This is a genomic window from Microtetraspora malaysiensis, from assembly GCF_050947145.1.
Classification (GTDB): Bacteria; Actinomycetota; Actinomycetes; order Streptosporangiales; family Streptosporangiaceae; genus Microtetraspora_A; species Microtetraspora_A malaysiensis.
This window is the reverse complement of the sequence record NZ_CP191998.1, coordinates 4,144,008-4,159,648: the sequence shown is the minus strand read 5'-3', so window position 1 is coordinate 4,159,648 and position 15,641 is coordinate 4,144,008. Positions and strand designations below refer to the sequence as shown.

Annotated in this window: 20 protein-coding genes and 1 pseudogene; 10 read left to right on the top strand and 11 right to left on the bottom strand. The window is 70.7% G+C overall.

Going from position 1 to position 15,641, the window contains the following annotated elements; translation table 11 throughout:
• Positions 1–225: 225 nt before the first annotated feature.
• The 3 genes from ACQP1V_RS19530 to ACQP1V_RS19520 all read right to left on the bottom strand — a co-directional run bounded on the left by ACQP1V_RS19530 (position 226) and on the right by ACQP1V_RS19520 (position 1,864).
• Positions 226–495, bottom strand: coding sequence for a metal-sensitive transcriptional regulator (locus ACQP1V_RS19530; protein WP_067126333.1), 270 nt, complete (start codon positions 493–495; stop codon positions 226–228).
• Positions 496–555: 60 nt separating this feature from the next.
• Entirely contained in the window at positions 556–924 is a 369-nt protein-coding gene (locus ACQP1V_RS19525; protein WP_433425051.1) for a VOC family protein, read from the bottom strand.
• Positions 925–1,000: 76 nt separating this feature from the next.
• Positions 1,001–1,864, bottom strand: coding sequence for an LLM class flavin-dependent oxidoreductase (locus ACQP1V_RS19520; protein WP_433425049.1), 864 nt, complete (start codon positions 1,862–1,864; stop codon positions 1,001–1,003).
• A 466-nt stretch (positions 1,865–2,330) separates the two neighbouring features.
• Here ACQP1V_RS19520 and ACQP1V_RS19515 point away from each other — a divergent pair, with 466 nt between their 5' ends.
• Entirely contained in the window at positions 2,331–3,107 is a 777-nt protein-coding gene (locus ACQP1V_RS19515; protein ID WP_433425047.1) for a DNA glycosylase AlkZ-like family protein, read from the top strand.
• Entirely contained in the window at positions 3,097–3,465 is a 369-nt protein-coding gene (locus ACQP1V_RS19510) for a DNA glycosylase AlkZ-like family protein (protein ID WP_433425045.1), read from the top strand. The genes ACQP1V_RS19515 and ACQP1V_RS19510 overlap by 11 nt, the downstream gene beginning before the upstream one ends.
• Here ACQP1V_RS19510 and ACQP1V_RS19505 read toward each other — a convergent pair.
• Positions 3,455–3,676 carry a hypothetical protein gene (locus tag ACQP1V_RS19505; RefSeq protein WP_433425043.1) on the bottom strand — a complete coding sequence of 74 codons (222 nt, stop codon included), beginning with the start codon at positions 3,674–3,676 and terminating at the stop codon, positions 3,455–3,457. The genes ACQP1V_RS19510 and ACQP1V_RS19505 overlap by 11 nt on opposite strands.
• Before the next feature lie 816 nt (positions 3,677–4,492).
• Here ACQP1V_RS19505 and ACQP1V_RS19500 point away from each other — a divergent pair.
• Both ACQP1V_RS19500 and ACQP1V_RS19495 read left to right on the top strand, forming a co-directional pair.
• On the top strand, positions 4,493–4,666 hold the full coding sequence (locus ACQP1V_RS19500) for a hypothetical protein (RefSeq protein ID WP_433425041.1): 174 nt from the start codon (positions 4,493–4,495) through the stop codon (positions 4,664–4,666).
• Positions 4,641–5,141: pseudogene (locus ACQP1V_RS19495) on the top strand (DUF222 domain-containing protein); the annotation flags it as partial. The gene ACQP1V_RS19500 and the pseudogene ACQP1V_RS19495, both read left to right, overlap by 26 nt.
• Before the next feature lie 308 nt (positions 5,142–5,449).
• Here the strand turns inward: ACQP1V_RS19495 and ACQP1V_RS19490 are convergent.
• Positions 5,450–5,629 carry a hypothetical protein gene (locus tag ACQP1V_RS19490; protein WP_433425040.1) on the bottom strand — a complete coding sequence of 60 codons (180 nt, stop codon included), beginning with the start codon at positions 5,627–5,629 and terminating at the stop codon, positions 5,450–5,452.
• A gap of 402 nt (positions 5,630–6,031) precedes the next feature.
• On the opposite strand from ACQP1V_RS19490, the gene ACQP1V_RS19485 reads away from it, so the two are divergent.
• The 3 genes from ACQP1V_RS19485 to ACQP1V_RS19475 all read left to right on the top strand — a co-directional run bounded on the left by ACQP1V_RS19485 (position 6,032) and on the right by ACQP1V_RS19475 (position 8,119).
• Positions 6,032–6,343: an HNH endonuclease signature motif containing protein gene (locus ACQP1V_RS19485; RefSeq protein ID WP_433425038.1), complete on the top strand. Its 312-nt coding sequence runs from the start codon at positions 6,032–6,034 to the stop codon at positions 6,341–6,343.
• Positions 6,344–7,159: 816 nt separating this feature from the next.
• Entirely contained in the window at positions 7,160–7,585 is a 426-nt protein-coding gene (locus ACQP1V_RS19480) for a hypothetical protein (RefSeq protein ID WP_433425036.1), read from the top strand.
• A gap of 24 nt (positions 7,586–7,609) precedes the next feature.
• Positions 7,610–8,119 (top strand): cytochrome P450, encoded by a 510-nt coding sequence (locus ACQP1V_RS19475; RefSeq protein WP_433425034.1) that lies wholly within the window; start codon positions 7,610–7,612, stop codon positions 8,117–8,119.
• Positions 8,120–8,329: 210 nt separating this feature from the next.
• Here the strand turns inward: ACQP1V_RS19475 and ACQP1V_RS19470 are convergent, their stop codons facing one another.
• The 6 genes from ACQP1V_RS19470 to ACQP1V_RS19445 all read right to left on the bottom strand — a co-directional run bounded on the left by ACQP1V_RS19470 (position 8,330) and on the right by ACQP1V_RS19445 (position 11,768).
• The gene (locus ACQP1V_RS19470; protein WP_433425033.1) at positions 8,330–8,662 is read right to left on the bottom strand and encodes a thioredoxin family protein; all 333 of its coding nucleotides are present in this window, start codon (positions 8,660–8,662) and stop codon (positions 8,330–8,332) included.
• Between the two features lie 120 nt (positions 8,663–8,782).
• A complete protein-coding gene (locus tag ACQP1V_RS19465) occupies positions 8,783–9,412 on the bottom strand; it encodes an NAD(P)/FAD-dependent oxidoreductase (protein ID WP_433425031.1) in 630 nt (209 codons plus the stop codon).
• Complete coding sequence (locus ACQP1V_RS19460; RefSeq protein WP_433425029.1) at positions 9,351–9,722, bottom strand: hypothetical protein; 372 nt, start codon at positions 9,720–9,722, stop codon at positions 9,351–9,353. The genes ACQP1V_RS19465 and ACQP1V_RS19460 overlap by 62 nt, the downstream gene beginning before the upstream one ends.
• A 237-nt stretch (positions 9,723–9,959) precedes the next feature.
• Positions 9,960–10,385, bottom strand: coding sequence for an ATP-binding protein (locus ACQP1V_RS19455; protein ID WP_433425027.1), 426 nt, complete (start codon positions 10,383–10,385; stop codon positions 9,960–9,962).
• 4 nt (positions 10,386–10,389) lie between these two features.
• Positions 10,390–10,584, bottom strand: a complete 195-nt coding sequence (locus ACQP1V_RS19450) for a DUF5999 family protein (RefSeq protein ID WP_067127488.1) — start codon at positions 10,582–10,584, stop codon at positions 10,390–10,392.
• 5 nt (positions 10,585–10,589) lie between these two features.
• On the bottom strand, positions 10,590–11,768 hold the full coding sequence (locus ACQP1V_RS19445; protein WP_433425025.1) for an alpha/beta fold hydrolase: 1,179 nt from the start codon (positions 11,766–11,768) through the stop codon (positions 10,590–10,592).
• 194 nt (positions 11,769–11,962) lie between these two features.
• Here ACQP1V_RS19445 and ACQP1V_RS19440 point away from each other — a divergent pair, with 194 nt between their 5' ends.
• The 3 genes from ACQP1V_RS19440 to ACQP1V_RS19430 all read left to right on the top strand — a co-directional run bounded on the left by ACQP1V_RS19440 (position 11,963) and on the right by ACQP1V_RS19430 (position 15,534).
• Positions 11,963–12,343: a response regulator gene (locus tag ACQP1V_RS19440; protein ID WP_433425023.1), complete on the top strand. Its 381-nt coding sequence runs from the start codon at positions 11,963–11,965 to the stop codon at positions 12,341–12,343.
• A 117-nt stretch (positions 12,344–12,460) separates the two neighbouring features.
• Positions 12,461–13,309, top strand: a complete 849-nt coding sequence (locus tag ACQP1V_RS19435; protein WP_433425021.1) for a SpoIIE family protein phosphatase — start codon at positions 12,461–12,463, stop codon at positions 13,307–13,309.
• Positions 13,310–13,614: 305 nt separating this feature from the next.
• Complete coding sequence (locus ACQP1V_RS19430; RefSeq protein ID WP_433425019.1) at positions 13,615–15,534, top strand: sensor histidine kinase; 1,920 nt, start codon at positions 13,615–13,617, stop codon at positions 15,532–15,534.
• The last annotated feature ends 107 nt before the right edge of the window (positions 15,535–15,641 follow it).

Here is a 15,641-nt window from a genome sequence, read left to right as displayed (position 1 = left end):
TTCGCGGGCCCCAGATGCTGGTAGAAGCCCGGGATCGGCAGCGAGGCCTCGAGCAGCTCGTCGGCCAGCCGGTCCGGGTCGTCGTATGCGAGCATCGGGTTGCCGGCGATCTCGTCCCCGATCGTGGAGGTGTGCCGGCCCGCCCCGCTCACCGAGCAGAACGATCCCTCGCCGAGAGTCAGAAAAGGTCCCGGCCGGACCGGGGGTGATGCGCACCCCCGGAGGTCAGGCCAGGGACAGGAACAGCTTCTCCAGCTCGGCGACGCTCATCGGCGGCTCCTCGCCCCGCTCCTGGGCGGCCTGGCAGCACCGGAGGCCGCTCGCGACAATCTTGAACCCCGCCCGGTCGAGCGCCTTGGAGACGGCGGCGAGCTGGGTGAGCACCTTGGCGCAGTCCTCCCCCGCCTCGATCATCGCGATCACGCCGGCGAGCTGGCCGTGCGCCCGCCGGAGTCGCGTCACCGCGTCGCCGACCATCGACTCGTTCATCTCCATGGCCTCAAAGTACCCCCAGGGGTATGCCGAGGCAAATCGCACCGACGCCGGCCCGTACGGTCAGCCGCGGCTGGTGTCGATGACGCAGAAGCGGTTGCCGTCGGGGTCCGCGAGCACCACGAAGTCGGGGTCGTCCGGGTAGAGGTCCCAGTCGACGCGCCGCGCGCCCAAGGCCACCAGGCGCTCGACCTCGGCGACCTGCTCGGCCGCGTCATCGGCGTACAGATCCAGGTGGACCTGTGGGTGCTCCTGGACCGGCGTCTCGCTGAGACCGAGTGACAGTTGCGGCCCCGCCCCCTCCGCCGGGACGAGCACCACCCAGTCGTCCTCCATCTCGTCACGCGGGACGTAGCCCAGCGCCTCCATCCAGAACGCCGCGGCACGTGGCACGTCCGAGACACCCAGCACGACGGATCCGAACCTCAGCATGACCAGATTCTGGCAGACGGCGACGGCTCCCGATCATCCGCGTGCGCGGCGACGGGCCCGGTGAACGCCGGCCGCATCAGCGGTGGAGCGCCTCGGCGACGCGGTCGACCTGGCCCGCGTCAGCGGACCAGCAGTACAACATGACCTCGTCGGCGCCAATGTCACCGAACGCGCTCACGGCTCGCAGGACCGCCTCCGGGGTGGTCAGCATCCCTTCGGCGACGCGGTCCCGGTACTCCGCGAAGGTGTAGTACGCCCGGACGGCCTGCCGGGCCTCATCCACCACCCGGTCCGGACCGAGCGCCACGTTGGCCTGGGCCACCAGCCGAGGACCGCCGGAACGTCCCGCCTCCTGCCACGCCCTCTCCACAGTGCGGAAGAACCGGCCCATCTCCTCGGGCGAGAACATCGCGCCCAGGAACCCGTCTCCCCATCGCGCGACGCGCTCAGCGGTGGCCGGGACGAACCCGCCGAACAGCACCTCGGGGCCACCGGGCCGCACGGGCGCGGGCCCGATGGGGCCGATGTCCCCGCTGTCCCCGCCGTACGGCTCGCCCGCCCAGACCCGCCGCAGGACCGCCATCTGCTCGTCGAGACGGCGACCGCGACGCCGGTAGTCGACACCCGCCGCCCGGAAGTCGTCCTCCCTCACGCCCACCCCTATGCCGAGCGTGAACCGGCCGCCGGAGATCCGGTCGAGTGTCGCGGCCTGCTTGGCCAGCAGGGGCGTCTCCCGTGTCGGGGCGATCAGCACCTCGGTCATCACGCGGATCCGCGAGGTCGCTCCGGCGACGGCGGCCAACGTGACCAGCGGCTCGGGGTTGTGGTACACGAGGCGGTCCAGCATCGCCAGAGTCGTGAACGGACCGTCCTCGGCACGGCGCACCCAGGCCGACAGCGAGCCGGGGTCCGCGATGGGCAGACCGAGTCCCACTTTCATGACGATCCTCCCTTTTCCTGCTTCCCTTTCCGCCAGTCCCCTTCTTGTCGAGCCCCCTTCCCGCCAGCCCCGCTTCCTGCCAGCCCCTTCCTGTCGGCCCCCTTCCCGCCGGGCCCCCTTCCCGCCGGTCCGACCGACGTCCGCGATGCCGTACAGGCGTGCGCCCCGGGCGGCGTGCCGGGCCGTTGCAGGGGAACGGCGGCGTGTGGGACATGTGCCCGCTGCTCCGCGTCCGATGCGGAGGTCCGCAAGGTCACACCGGCAGCGCTCCGTGTCGGCGTCAGCGAGATCGCCGTCCACACCATCCGTCCATGCCGCCCGCCCCCCGCCGGTGGCCCCAGCCCGGCGTCCTGCCTGCGCTCTGTACGCGTGCGAACCGAACGGCCCAGCGGGACGAGCGCCAGGGAGCGCCGGACAGAGACCAAGCCCGGACAGAGACCAAGGCCAGGGACGGAATAATCCGGCCATGAGGCTCACTGCGCGACAACTCGCCCTGGCTACCCTGGACCGTCAACTCCTGCTCGAACGCCGGCGCCTTGATGTCGCGGAGGCGGTCCGCCGGGTCTGCGCTCTGCAGGCGCAGACACCGGCATCGCCGTACCTGGCGCTGTGGAACCGCGTACAGGACTTCGCGCCCGAAGATCTCGACGCGGCGTTCGCGGACCGCCGGATCGTGAAGGCGACCCTCATGCGGATCACGCTGCACGCCGTCCACACCGAGGACTACGCGCCCTACCACGCCGCCATGCTGAGCAGCCTGCGGGCGGCGCGGCTGTACGACCGCCGTTTCACCTCGACAGAGCTGACCCACTCCGACGCCGACGCGCTGCTTCCAGAGCTTGCCGGTTTCCTGGCGCGACCCCGCACCGGCGCCGAGGTGAAGGACGAGGTCATGGGGCGGTTCGGCGAGCACGCGCACCGTGTTTGGTGGGCACTGCGGACGTACGCGCCGATGCATCATGTGCCGACCGGCGGCCCGTGGTCGTTCACCCAACCGAACACCTACCTCGCTTCCCCGGCGGCCCTGGGCGCCGCGCCACAGGAAGCGGGTGCCGGGGTGCGGCGGCTACTGCTCGCCTACCTGCAGGCGTTCGGACCCGCATCGGCCCAGGACTTCGCCCGGTTCACCCTGCTGCGGAGCGCCGTGATCGCCCAGGCGCTGCACGAGCTCGGCGACCAGGTGGGTGGCAGGCCCGGGCCGCGCCGCACTGTTCGACCTGTCGGACGCCACCGTGCCCGCTGAGGACACCCCGGCGCCGCCGAGGCTGCTGCCGATGTGGGACAGCACCCTGCTCGCTCACACCGGCCCCGGTCGGGTCGTGCCCGAGGATTACCGGCCGCTGGTCGTCCGGCGCAACGGCGACGTGCTGCCCTGTCTGCTCGTCGACGGGCAGGTCGCCGGAGTGTGGCGCGCAGCCGACGGCGGGCTGGAACTGACCGCCTTCCGCAAGCTCGGCAAGGCAGCGTGGCATGGCCTGACCGAGGAGGCAGAGAAGCTGTCAGCGCTGCTCGCCGACCGCGATCCAGCCGTCTACCGGCGCCACGGGCACTGGTGGGACAAGGGGTTCCCCGGCGTCGAGAGCACGATCGTCAAGAACTGACCACACCGCCCGACTCCGTCCCTCGGCTCTCATGACTGACGCCCTCACCCACCCCCGCGGCGACCAGGAAATCAGCCAGTTGACAGCAGCACCATTTGCCCCGCTGCCAGGCCACCACCAAGCCGATGCCGTCGCCGTACGGTGTGACGATGCGCGGCAGCCGGTTGCCTTCGTCGTCATCGATCTCGCGTACGCGAACCCGTTCAGTCACGCGCGGAGTCTGCGGCGATCACGCGGGCCGTGGTGAGAGCTCGATTCGACATGTCCCTACGAAATAGGGCAAACCAAAGCTGGCCGGAACTCGATACAGATAAATACCTTAACTAGACGCCATAGAAATGTCCCGGATAGGCACTTAATAGGCACCAAACAGGCATCAGCCAGGCGCGAACTGGGCGCCCAGATAGCATCGCTGCCCGATTTTTACTGACATATAGATCGATATTTTCCTCGAAATTCTTTGCGAATTCGACTTGATTAGCGCTGCTGCCTTTGTCATTATTCATACAGGCGTTCCAATCGCGATCGGGGGTGGGTCATGGCTCGACTCTTCGAGTCCGCCGGGTTCTTTCCGGAGGAGTTGTCGGGTCGTGATGAGTCCCGCTCTTGTGATGCTGACTGGCGGGAGCGCGCCACAACCCCCAGGCCAGCCAAAACGGGCGAAACGCCCCGTAGTGCCGCCATATTTACGATTGACGACTTTCTCCCCAATACGGCGAAAGGACGCAATTCAACGGCGAATAACGCGACTTCGACAAAAACCGTGCCCCCTTTCCTTGGTCGCCTGGGTCCGGACGCGGCTTCGGCAAAGCCGCCGGCGGCGGCGGAATCGCCGGTGGGTGAGTCGGTGCCGGTGTCCGAGGCTCACCCCCCGACCGCGTCGGACGACGGTGACGAATCCCCCCGCGCAGCCTCCGACCCCGACCCGTCCGACGCGGACCCGTCCTCTGCCGGGTCCGGGTCCGGGTCCGCGTCCATGGCCGGGCCCGCGTCCATGGCTGGGTCTGGTGAGGGTCGGGGTTGTGGGGTGTCGTGGCCGTTGGTGGCGCAGGTCCGGCAGGTCGCGTCGGCGTTGGCGGTGGGGGTGGTGCCGGACGCGCCGGGGGTGTGTCTGGCGGAGGCGGAGGATCTGCTGTTCGCGCGGGACCGGCTGATTTCGGCGATCGCGGCCGCGGGTGGAGCGGGTGCATGCCGCGGGTGAGGCCAGGCGGGCTGGGCATGCCTCGACGCGGTCGTGGTTGCGGGGGGCGGCGGGGATGAGCGTGGCCGGGGCGGGCCGGGTGCTGGCGTTGGCGACCGAGCTTGCCCGCCTGCCGACCGTGCGGGCGCGGTTCGCGGAGGGGAGCCTGGCTGAGGGTGCGGTGACGGCGATCTGTTCGGCGACCGCGCGGCTGACGGATGAGCAGGCGGCGTTGGCGGAGCCGATTCTGGTCGGGCTGGCGGACCAGGCAACTCCTGCGGAGATCGCACGTGCGGGGCGGTATCTGCGTGCGGTGCTGGACCCGGACGGGGAAGCCGACGACGGCGAGGCGGATTATCGGGAGCGGTTCCTGTTGGTACGGGAGAGCGCTTCGGGCGGGGTGGAGGGGGAGTTCCGGCTGCCTCGGGAGGCGGGGGCGCGGTTGCGGACGTTGTTGGATGCGTATGCGAAGCCGAGGGTGGCGGGGGATGAGCGGCCGCTGCGGGTGCGGAACGCGGATGTGTTGATCGCGTTGTTGGAGCAGCAGATCGGTACCGAGTTGCTGGTGTTGATCAACGCCGAGTCCCTTCCCGACGACCCGCCCGCCTCCTCACCCACTGAGACGTCCGACTCCTCATCAGCGGGAACGCCCGCGCCTTCGCGGTCGAAGGCGTCCGACCTGGGCGAGACGAGCCGTCTGCCCCCGACCGGCGCGAGACATTCGGCCCTTCGCGCAGCGAGGTGTCCGACTCCACACCGGCCGGAACGTCCGCCTTCTCGGGTGGGCAGGCGTCTGCCTTTTCGTCAGCCGATGCGTCCGGCTCGCCGGAAGGCAGCGCTCACGATGGCGTGCGGCACAAACCGGAACCGCAGCAGACCCGGCAGCCCGAGGACGACGGCGGGCGAGGCGATCAGGCTGCTCACGATGGCGTGCGGCTCCATCGCCCTGCCCGGGACAATGAGCGGCTCGGCCAGATCGATCAAGATGACACGAGCCGCGATCGGAACGCCCGCAGCAACGGGCAACCTGACCATAGCGCTGGGCGCGACGCAGACGGACGCGGTCAGAGAGCGGAGCGCGGTCAGAGAGCGGGCGGCCGGGGCACCCGGGCCGGTAGGCCGAGCGATCGGCCTGCCCGCGATGGCGGACAGCGCAAACAAGGCCAGGCACGGGAGCGGGGACAGGCACGGGGCCAGGCGCGGGGGCCGGGACAGGGACAAGGCCAGGCACAGAGCCAGGGACGGGGGCGGGGTTCGGACTGGGCGACGCCCGGCGGGCTCATCTCAGGACGCACGCTGCCCGGGCTGCTGCTCGCCACCGGACAGCTCCTGCCCGTCACCGACATCCACCGCCTCGCCCAGACCTCCGGACTCACCCGCCTGGTCATGGATGCCGACGGCTGCGTCCTCGACGTCGGACGCACCGCCCGCCGCGCCACCCGACGACAACGCCGGACCATCCTCACCCGCTACACCCGATGCATGGTCGACCACTGCCCCATGCCCGCCCACCTGTGCCAGATCGACCACATCACCAACTGGTCCGACGGCGGCACCACCGACCTGGACAACCTCGGACCCACCTGCCAGTTCCACAACCGCGACCGCTACCGCAACCCCGCCCACTACCAACTCCACCAGGTCGGCAAGAACCGCTGGGGATTCACCTACATCAGCCCCCGAAACCAGCGAACCTGAACCCCACGCAGCCACCGTCCACCGACGGGGCCCAGGCACCTGAACGAGGCTTTCAGCACGCCCCCGGCACTCCCCCGGCGGCCAGACCTGCCCGGCGCGGCGATACTCAGGCAGCCCCGGCCGCGAGCAAACGGCCCGGCAGAAGCTTGACGTGTCGCGGCAGATGATGTTGCTGTAGCCGAGGATGCCCCAGGTCCCGGCTGTGCCCGTGGGCGACGGAGCGGACTCGCGCCGGGATCGCCCAAGCCCCCTCCTGGTCAGCGATCTGGGCAATCCCCTGGGTGTGCTGCCAGGTCAGCCCGTAGAACGGCTCGGCGTGAGTCAGCGAACGCGAAGCCCGTGACCGCAGTTCGGGCCGAAGACGCCCAGCTTCATCGCGTGAACATGACCCGTCCGCCGCCCCCGGGTGTACGCCAACGGCGCGCGCCGCGAATCGGCGCGGGCCCCACCCTGAACCCGCGCTGCGGCATGCCGGGGCTTCCCCGGCCCGGGCGACCGTGATCCGCTCAGAGGAGCGGGTCGGTTTCCCCCGTTCGCGAGACTCTTTGAGGCAGTCCATGTAACCCCCCCATCCGCCTGGACGTCACGGGCAGCGACATCCACGCCGAGGCCGCCCGCCTCCGGGCCGCCGGCCGAGCTACCCCGATACAACTCCCCGATGGCGTGGCCGCGTGGGCGGTCACCGACCCCGCGCTGCTTGAGCGGCTGATCGGCGACCCCCGCGTGTCGTAGGACCCGCGCCGGCACTGGCCCGCGTTCATTAACGGCGAGATCCCGCAGGCCTGGCCGCTCTATCTGTGGGTGGCGGTGCGCAACATGTTCACCGCCTATGGCGAGGACCACCGCAGGCTGCGCCGGCTGATCTCCACCACGTTCACCCCGCGCCGCGTGCAGGCGATGCGCCCCCGCGTCGAAAGGATCACCCGCGAGCTCCTCGACCAGCTGGCGGGTTCCTCACCGGGCACGGTCAGCGACCTGCGCGAGACGTTCACCTATCCCCTGCCCATGCGCGTGATCAGCGAACTGTTCGGGCTCGCGGAGAGCGCGCGCGAGGATTTCCGTCGCCTCATCGCCGGCATCTTCCGCACCACGACGGACGCGGAGGAGGTGCTGGCCATCCAACGCGACACGCACACCCTGCTGTCCGACCTGGTCACGGCCAAGCGGCACACGCCGGGCGACGACATGACCACCGATCTCATCGCCGCGCGGGACGAGGGCGGCGCCCGCCTCACCGAGTAGGAACTCATCGACACACTGCTGCTCATGATCTCCGCCGGGCACGAGACCACCGTCAACCTGCTCGGCAGCGCCGTCGTCGCCCTGCTCACCCACCCCGACCAGCTCGGCCTCGTCCGGTCCGGCCGCGCGACCTGGGAAGACGTGATCGACGAGACCATGCGTTGGCAGGCGCCCCTCGCCAACCTGCCGCTGCGCTACGCCGTCGAGGACATCTCCGCGGACGGCGTCCAGATCCGGAAAGGGGAGGCGATCCTGGCCGGATACGCCGCCGCCGGTCGCGATCCCGGCCGGTACGGCGCCACCGCGGACCGCTTCGACATCACCCGCCCCACCAGGCGCGACCACCTGTCATTCGGCCACGGCGTCCATTACTGCCTGGGCGCGCCGCTGGCGCGGCTGGAGTCCGAGGTGGCGCTGGCGACCCTGTTCGACCGCTTCCCCGGCCTCGCCCCCGCGGTCCCCCCGGCGGAGCTGGCCCCCATCCCTTCGTTCCTCAGCAACGGCTACCGGACGCTGCCGGTCGTGACCGGTTAGCCGGGCCCGCCATACGCCGACCCCGGTCCCTGTGAGAGGGGCCGGGGTCTGTGGGAGGGACCGGGGCCAGGCGACGGCCGGGGTCGCCGGGGCCGATGAGAGGGCCGGGGCCGATGAGAGGGCCGGGGCCGGTGAGAGGGCCGGGGCCGGTGAGAGGGCGGGGGCCAGCGGGAGAGCCGGGCCTGTGAGAGGGCCGGGGCCGGTGAGGGGTCAGCGCAGGCAGGCGGCGAGCTTCTGCTCCAGCACCTGCTTTGGCGCGGCACCGACCCACGACCCCTTGGTCTCGCCGCCGGAGTAGACGACGAAGGCGGGGACGGCGGTGACACCGTGCCGGGCCGCCAGCTCTGGCTCCTGCTCGATGTCGACCTTGACCACGTCGAGCGTGTCCGCGCGATCGGCGGCCAGCTCCTCCACGATCGGGGTGACCATGCGGCACGGACGGCACCACAAGGCCCAGAACTGGATCAGGACGGGCCGCTCCGCCCGCAGCACGCGGGCGGAGAAGGTCTCTTCGGTGACGCTGTCCACGGGGGTCGCGGGCATGCGGGGGATCTCCTTGTCCGAGGTACGAGGTACGGGATCCGAGGTACGGGTGGGGTTGTCGCCGTCACGGCGGAGCGAAAGCGCGGGGCGGCGCGGCGCGGTGAGCTGCGGGGCGGTGGCTCAGCCCGCGTGTCCGCCGGGCGCGACGACGTCGGCGAGCGGCTGAGGGAAGGCCGGGGACGCCGCCTCCGCGACGCGGTGGTTCTCGACGTCCCGCGCGATCTCCTCCTCCACCAGGTCGTGGTTGACGGCGATCGCGGCCGCCGACGCCATACCGGCCGCGGTGATCACCTGCACCCGCCGGTCGGCGACGTTGCCCACGGCCCACACACCGGGGACGCTCGTACGGCCCGACGGGTCGGTGATCAGCTGGCCGCTCTCGTCCCGGGCGCACCCGAGGCCGGTCAGCAGGTCGTCGTGGGGCACCATGCGCGGGAAGACGAACACCGCGCCGCGCGGCACCACGCTGCCCTCGGCCAGCTCGACGCCGCGCAGCCGGTCGTCGTCCACCACCAGCCGCTTGACCGGGCCGTCGACGACCCGCACCCCGCGCGCGGCCAGCCGCTCGCGCTCGTCGCCGGTCAGGTCCATGGTGTGCGGGAAGAAGACGATGTCGGCCGACCACTGCCGCAGCAGCATCGCGTGCCGCACCCCTTCCGGGTGGGTGCCCAGCACCCCGATCGGCTCGTCACCGACCTCGTAGCCGTGGCAGTACGGGCAGTGCAGTACGTCCCTGCCCCACCGCTTCACGCACCCCGGGGATGTCCGGCAGCTCGTCGCGCAGCCCGGTGGCCACCACGACCCGCCGCGCCGGGAGCACCGGGCCACCCGCCAGGTGCACCTGGAAACCGTGCTCGATGTGGTCGATGTCGTCAATGTGGTCGATGTGGTCGGCCCGGCCCTCGATCACGTCCACGCCGTATCCGGCCACCTCGGCCCGGCCCGCCTCCAGCAGGGCCGCCGGAGGCATCCCGTCCCGGGACAGGAAGCCCTGCATGTGGGAGGCCGGGGCGTTGCGCGGGCTCCCGGCATCCACCGCCACGTTCTTCGTATCGCTCACGGCGACCACCTCCGCCCATAGGCTGCGGCCGCCGGCCCGGAAGTGCCAACCTTCGTTGCCAATTCTGGGAACGCTGTCGTGGCGGCCCGCCTCAGTACGGCAGCCGCCGCCCGCCGGGTGTCCGCAGGTCCAGCGGGGCCACGGTGGACTTTCTGCCCTTGGCCTTCCTGATCCGCCGCATCTCCAATCGCCCTCTCAGCTCTCCAGGCTCGGCTGTCCGGTCTCGGCGCTCCAGAATCAGACGTCCAGCTCGAACCAGACGGCCTTGCCCGCGCCCGTACGCTCGACGCCCCAGTCGCGGGACAGGGCCTCGACGAGGAGCAGCCCACGCCCGCACTCCTCCTCGGGCATGTGCTGCACCTGGGGAAGCGCGGGGCTCGCGTCGGCGACCTCGCCGCGCAGGACGCCGCCCGAGGAGGAGAGCGTGACGACCGGCTCTCCCACGCCGTGGCGCAGCGCGTTGGCGATCAGCTCGCTCACCAGGAGTTCCGCGAGCTCGCTGTGCTCGCCGTACCCCCAGGCGGCGAGCTGGGCGCGGACGAGTCGCCGCGCGGCGGGCGTCGAGGACAGGTCGCGCGGGAGGATCCACGAGGCGCGCCGGTCGCGCGTCGCCGTGGCGGTGTGGGCGGCTCCGGCGTACCCGCAATGGCCCGGCAGCCGCATGTGATCACGCGGCCCGAGCATAGGAAGCCCTGTGTGCGGGGACGCTGCGCCCATCGGGCAGCAGCTCGCCGGTGTCCTCGAAGACCACGACGCCGTTGCAGAGCAGACCCCAGCCCTGTTCGGGATGGAAGGCCACGAGGCAGGCGGCGCAGTGATCGGGAGCGTCCGCGGACGGACACGGCGGGATGTGCCGGCACATATCAGTCACCTCGCTCGTCCGACACCGGCGAAGCCGGAGCCGGAGAATTCATGGAAGGCCGACGGCCGGGCGGCCCGGCGCAGCAACTCCCCGAGCGAGGAGTTGACGGTGCGCGGCCTTTCTAGCATCAGGTTGTGGCCGGTGCGCGGGAGGACGACGAGAGCGGCGCCCGGCAGCGTGTACGCGATCGCCTCGCTGTGCTCGACCGGCGTGACCATGTCGTCCCCGCCGACCAGGATCAGCGTGGGCACGTTCCGCAGCACCGCCAGGGCGGCCCGCCCGTCGTGCGCCAGCAGCGTCGCGTAGAAGTCCCCGATCACCTCGATCGGAGTGGAGTCGATGATCCGGACGGCGGCCGCCCACACCGCGGGCGACACGTTCGACGCGAACGAGTACCGCCGCACCAGCAGGTGCAGGAGGTCGGCGACGGCGCGGTGCCCGTGCCCGCCCATGATCGATGTCCCCGCCAGCACCTTGAGCAGTCCGGGGACGAACGGCTGCAGCAGCCGCGCGCCGTACGCGGGCAGCCCCAGCGTGACGTGGTCCAGCCCGCCCGCCGAGGTCGCCATCAGCGCGACCCCGGCGACGCGGTCCCGGAACAGGTCCGGGTGCGCCTCGGCCAGCGCCATGATCGCCATGCCGCCCATCGAGTGTCCGACCAGGACCACCGGCCCGGACGGGACGACCTCTTCCAGGACCCGGTACAGGTCCCGGCCGAGCTGGGTGATGGTCGCCGATCCGGCGGGGCCGCGACCTGACCGGCCGTGGCCGCGCTGGTCGTACAGGACGAGCCGGGCCTGGTCGGCGAACGCGGTCCGCTGGTCGCTCCAGCAGTCAAGGTGGAGCGCCAGGCCGTGGCAGAAGACCATGGTCAGCTCGGCGTCGGCGCGGCCGCCGACCTCCACGTACAGCTCCAGGCCGTCGTCGGCCGCGACGGTACGCGCCGTACGGGCGGCCGGGGCCGCGTCTCGGGAGTCGCGCGGAACATCCGTGACGGCGTTCGGCAGCGCCTCGGCCAGCTCAGAGGCCAGCTCAGAGGCCAGGCCAGAAGCCAGCTCAGAGGTCCGGGCAGAGATCCGGGCAGAGGTCCGGGCAGAGGTCCGGTCCACTCGGGGGCCGAGCCCGCGGATGGTGGTGCCGTCGTACCCGTCCGACGACGGTCCGTGGGGGCGATCGCTGAACATTGCCGCCTCCCTCCGCTCATCAATCGGGCTCCTGGGCGATGTCATCGCGATAACCTGCTTTCGCCTCCCACAATCGCGCCGTAAGTCCCCGATGTCTGCGCGGGCAGCCGCCATCTTGCGGGCATGCCTGCGGCCATCCCGGCTTTCCTGCTAGCTGCAATGACGAGGCGGCGACCGGCTGTGACCCTGGAGACGTGCCCTTGAGTTGCCTCATCGTGGACGACAGCGATCACTTCAAGGAGGCCGCCCGCCGGTTGCTCGAAGCGGACGGCATCGCCGTGGTCGGTGTCGCGTCCACCATGGCCGAAGCGCTGCGCCAGACCGGCGAGCTCCGGCCGGACTGCGTGCTGGTCGACATCGACCTCGGCGAGGAGAGCGGGTTCGATCTGGCCCGGCTGCTCACGGACGTGACGGCCGGCGGTCCGCCGTACGTCATCCTGATCTCGACCTACGATGAGGGGGATTTCGCGGAGATGATCGCGGCCAGCCCGGCTGTCGCGTTCCTCCCGAAGCCGAACCTGTCGGGCGTGGCGATCGGCTCCGTTCTGCGCGCGGCCGTCGGCGAAGGGGCTTGAGCCGGGGTCTCCCGGTCCTAGCGGTAGTGGGCTGGGGTTGCCGAAGGCGTGGTAGCAAAGAAGCATGGCTTTCCGAAGGCATCTTGCGGCCTGCGGCCGGTCATGGCTCGTGGCTTGGTGGCGGTTCCGTTCGCGCTGATCGTCGCGATCACCGTCGTCAACTTGGCCACCCCCAGTCACCTGCACCTCAGACCGCTCCTGGTGGCCGCGCCGGCGCTCGCCGCAGTGATCCTGGGGCACAGGCTGACCACGTTGACCGGCGTACTGGCCCTGGTCGGTCAGGTAGCCATCGGCGTCACTCTCAGGGACCTCTCCACGACGGACCGCATTGCGCAGATGGCCTCCGTGGTGCTGGTCTCCGTCTTCGCGGTGCTCCTTGCCGATCTGCGCGAGCGGCAGGTTAGGGAGCTGACGCAGGTGCGCCAGGCTTCCGAGATCGCCCAGAGCCTGGTCCTACGCCCGCTGCCCCCACGGATCGGACCACTGCGTGTGGCCGCTGTGTACCTGGCGGCAGAGGCTGAGATGCAGATCGGCGGCGACCTGTACGCGGCGGCCCGGACCACCTCCGGCACCCGGTTGATGTCGGCGACGTCCGCGGCTGCGGCCTCACCGCCGTTAGTGACGCCGCGCTGCTGCTGGGCGCGTTCCGAGGGGCCGCGCATCGGCACGTCGGCCTGGCGGATGGGAGTGCCCTGCCACCAGGTCGACACCTTCGATTTCAAGGCCGGCGACATGCTCCTGCTGTACACCGACGGAGTCATCGAAGCCCGCAACTCCCAGGGCGACTTCTACCCACTCGCCGAGCGCGCCGCAGCCTGGGCAGGGAAACGCCCGCACGTCCTCCTGGAGCGACTCCGCACCGATCTACTCGCATACGCCGGCGGATATCTGGGCGACGACGCCGCCATGATCGCGATTGAGCGCCCAGGTCCGGTCTCAGATCAGCAGACAACCCCGGTGGCATAAGCCGACAAGCCGAATCCTGAGTAGACACGCTGACGAGCACACGGCGAGGAGATACGCTCTCACCGGCAGCACCTGATCGCGACCGTCAGCGCCTCCGCTCCGAAGCTTCTGGAGCGCCCCGGGATCGGCCCCGACACGGCCGCGGCCCTCCTCATCACCGCTGGTGACAACCTCGAGCGGCTGACCGGCGAGGCAGCCTTCGCCGTCCTGCGTATTTCGATAAATGTCCTGCCAATTCCGGAGATGGATGCGGCCAAAAGGTCCTTTGCCCATCTCTTTCGTGACACGCGAGTACATTGACGGTTATGTGCGCGCGACAGTCGTCGCTCTTGCAGCACCCGATACGCCCGCCGCTCGCTTGGGGGATCCTTTTCTCCGTCGTCTTCGTCGCGGCGGAGATCGTTCTGTCCCTGGCACTGCAGTTCTATACGGGCAGCAAGGCCCTGGGCGTCGTGTACCTGCTCGGTGTCCTGGTGGCCTCGTACCTGTGGGGGCTGTGGCTGGGGTTGGCGATGGTGGTCGTCAGCGGCCTCGCCTTCAACGTCTTCAACCTCGAGCCCTTCGGAGGCTTGGGGTTCACGGAGAAGTGGGCCTGGCTGCATCTGCTGGTCTTCATTTCCGCCAACACGGTTTCCTGCGTGATCGCGGCGCTGGCGCGCTCGCGAGCCATCGAGGCCGACGAACGCCGGCAGGAGGCGGCCCTCGCGGCCGACCTGGCCCACCTGCTACTGGCCAGCGAGGATCCGGGCGCGGCACTGCCCGTCGTCTCGCGCCGCCTGGCACGCGGCCTCCGCTTGCCGGGGCTGATGCTCGAACGAGGCACAGCTGCCCCCGGACAGGGCCGGACGGCCCTGCCGCTGGGCGCGAACGGCGAGCGGGTCGCCACGCTCACCTATCCCACCGACCTCACAGAGGACGTACGGCGCCGCCTCTCCGACCGGATGGTCGCCTCGCTCGAGGCGCTGTTCCAGGCGGCGCGCGACCGGGAAGCCGTCGAGATCGCCTTGGAGGCGAGCCGGGACGAGAACCGCAGGGTCGCCGAGGAGCAGGCGGCGTTGCGCCGGGTGGCGACGCTGGTCGCGCGCGACACCTCGCCGACGGAGCTGTTCAACGCGGTCGCCTGCGAGATGGGGCTCATCCTGAAGGCCGACCACGTCGCGGTGAGCCGGTTCGAACCCGGCCACGCAACGGTGGTGGGCGCCTGGAGTGTCCTGGACAGCCCCAAGGCGAAGAAGATCATCGGCTCGCGCTGGCCCCTTGACCAGCCCGGTGTCTCCGGCCGGGTGTGGCGCACGGGGCGGCCAGCCCGCATGACGGGCTACGACCGGGCCACCGGGCCCATCGCCGAATGGGCGCACGGCGAAGGGATCGTCCTGTCTGTCGGCTGCCCCGTCCTCGTAGAGGCGCGCCTCTGGGGCATGGTGATCGCCTTCGCCACGGATCCGAAGAAGGAGTTCGACGGCGCCGAGGAACGCATGCTCGCCTTCACCGAACTCGTCGCCACGGCGATATCGAACGCCCAGGCACGGGCCGACCTCGCCGCCTCCCGCGCCCGGGTGGTCGCCGCGGCCGACGAGTCCAGGCGTCGCATCGAGCGTAATCTTCACGACGGGGCCCAGCAGCGGCTGGTCTCCCTCGGCCTGGCGCTGCGCGCTGTGGAGGCCGACGTACCGGGGGAGCTTGCTGGGGTTAGAGGGCGGCTGTCGCAAACCGCCCAGGGGCTGACGGAAGTGCTGGAAGACCTGCGGGAGCTGTCACGCGGCATCCACCCGGCGGTCCTGTCGAAGGGCGGTCTCATGCCCGCGCTGAAGATGCTCGCCCGGCGCTCGGCCGTCCCCGTCGAACTCGACGTGGAGCTCGACCGGCGGCTGCCGGAAGTCGTGGAGGCGGCTGTCTACTTCGTGGTCTCGGAGGCGTTGAGCAACGTGGCCAAGCACGCGTCCGCATCCGAAGCGCGTGTCTCGTTGCGGGCCGACGCCAGGGCCGTCCACCTTCTGGTCCGGGACGACGGGCGCGGCGGGGCCGACCCGGAGCGGGGCTCGGGACTGGTCGGGCTGCGCGACCGCGTCGAGGCGCTCGGCGGCAGGCTGGACATCGCGAGCCCGGCGGGGCAGGGCACCTCGCTGTCGGTCGAGGTCCCGCTCAACGGAGACTCCGATCCCCTGCCGTTCTCGCTGCCTTTCGCGGGACCAGGAGACCGACGAGGAAGCCGACGCCCAGCGTAGATTAGATTCTCGTTCGTTCAAGAGAGAGTCCTCGGCACCTCATCACGTCGTCCACGCCCGTCGGGCTGGTCGTCCGATTCCACACGGCGTCGCAGGTCAAGGACCTT

What these genes read in the sequence shown, in the direction of transcription:
- ACQP1V_RS19530 (WP_067126333.1), bottom strand. Translation starts at nt 495, where the DNA reads ATGGAGATGAACGAGTCGATGGTCGGCGACGCGGTGACGCGACTCCGG.
- ACQP1V_RS19525 (WP_433425051.1), bottom strand. Translation starts at nt 924, where the DNA reads ATGCTGAGGTTCGGATCCGTCGTGCTGGGTGTCTCGGACGTGCCACGT.
- ACQP1V_RS19520 (WP_433425049.1), bottom strand. Translation starts at nt 1,864, where the DNA reads ATGAAAGTGGGACTCGGTCTGCCCATCGCGGACCCCGGCTCGCTGTCG.
- ACQP1V_RS19515 (WP_433425047.1), top strand. Translation starts at nt 2,331, where the DNA reads ATGAGGCTCACTGCGCGACAACTCGCCCTGGCTACCCTGGACCGTCAA.
- ACQP1V_RS19485 (WP_433425038.1), top strand. Translation starts at nt 6,032, where the DNA reads ATGGATGCCGACGGCTGCGTCCTCGACGTCGGACGCACCGCCCGCCGC.
- ACQP1V_RS19480 (WP_433425036.1), top strand. Translation starts at nt 7,160, where the DNA reads ATGTTCACCGCCTATGGCGAGGACCACCGCAGGCTGCGCCGGCTGATC.
- ACQP1V_RS19475 (WP_433425034.1), top strand. Translation starts at nt 7,610, where the DNA reads ATGATCTCCGCCGGGCACGAGACCACCGTCAACCTGCTCGGCAGCGCC.
- ACQP1V_RS19470 (WP_433425033.1), bottom strand. Translation starts at nt 8,662, where the DNA reads ATGCCCGCGACCCCCGTGGACAGCGTCACCGAAGAGACCTTCTCCGCC.
- ACQP1V_RS19455 (WP_433425027.1), bottom strand. Translation starts at nt 10,385, where the DNA reads ATGCGGCTGCCGGGCCATTGCGGGTACGCCGGAGCCGCCCACACCGCC.
- ACQP1V_RS19450 (WP_067127488.1), bottom strand. Translation starts at nt 10,584, where the DNA reads ATGTGCCGGCACATCCCGCCGTGTCCGTCCGCGGACGCTCCCGATCAC.
- ACQP1V_RS19445 (WP_433425025.1), bottom strand. Translation starts at nt 11,768, where the DNA reads ATGTTCAGCGATCGCCCCCACGGACCGTCGTCGGACGGGTACGACGGC.
- ACQP1V_RS19430 (WP_433425019.1), top strand. Translation starts at nt 13,615, where the DNA reads ATGTGCGCGCGACAGTCGTCGCTCTTGCAGCACCCGATACGCCCGCCG.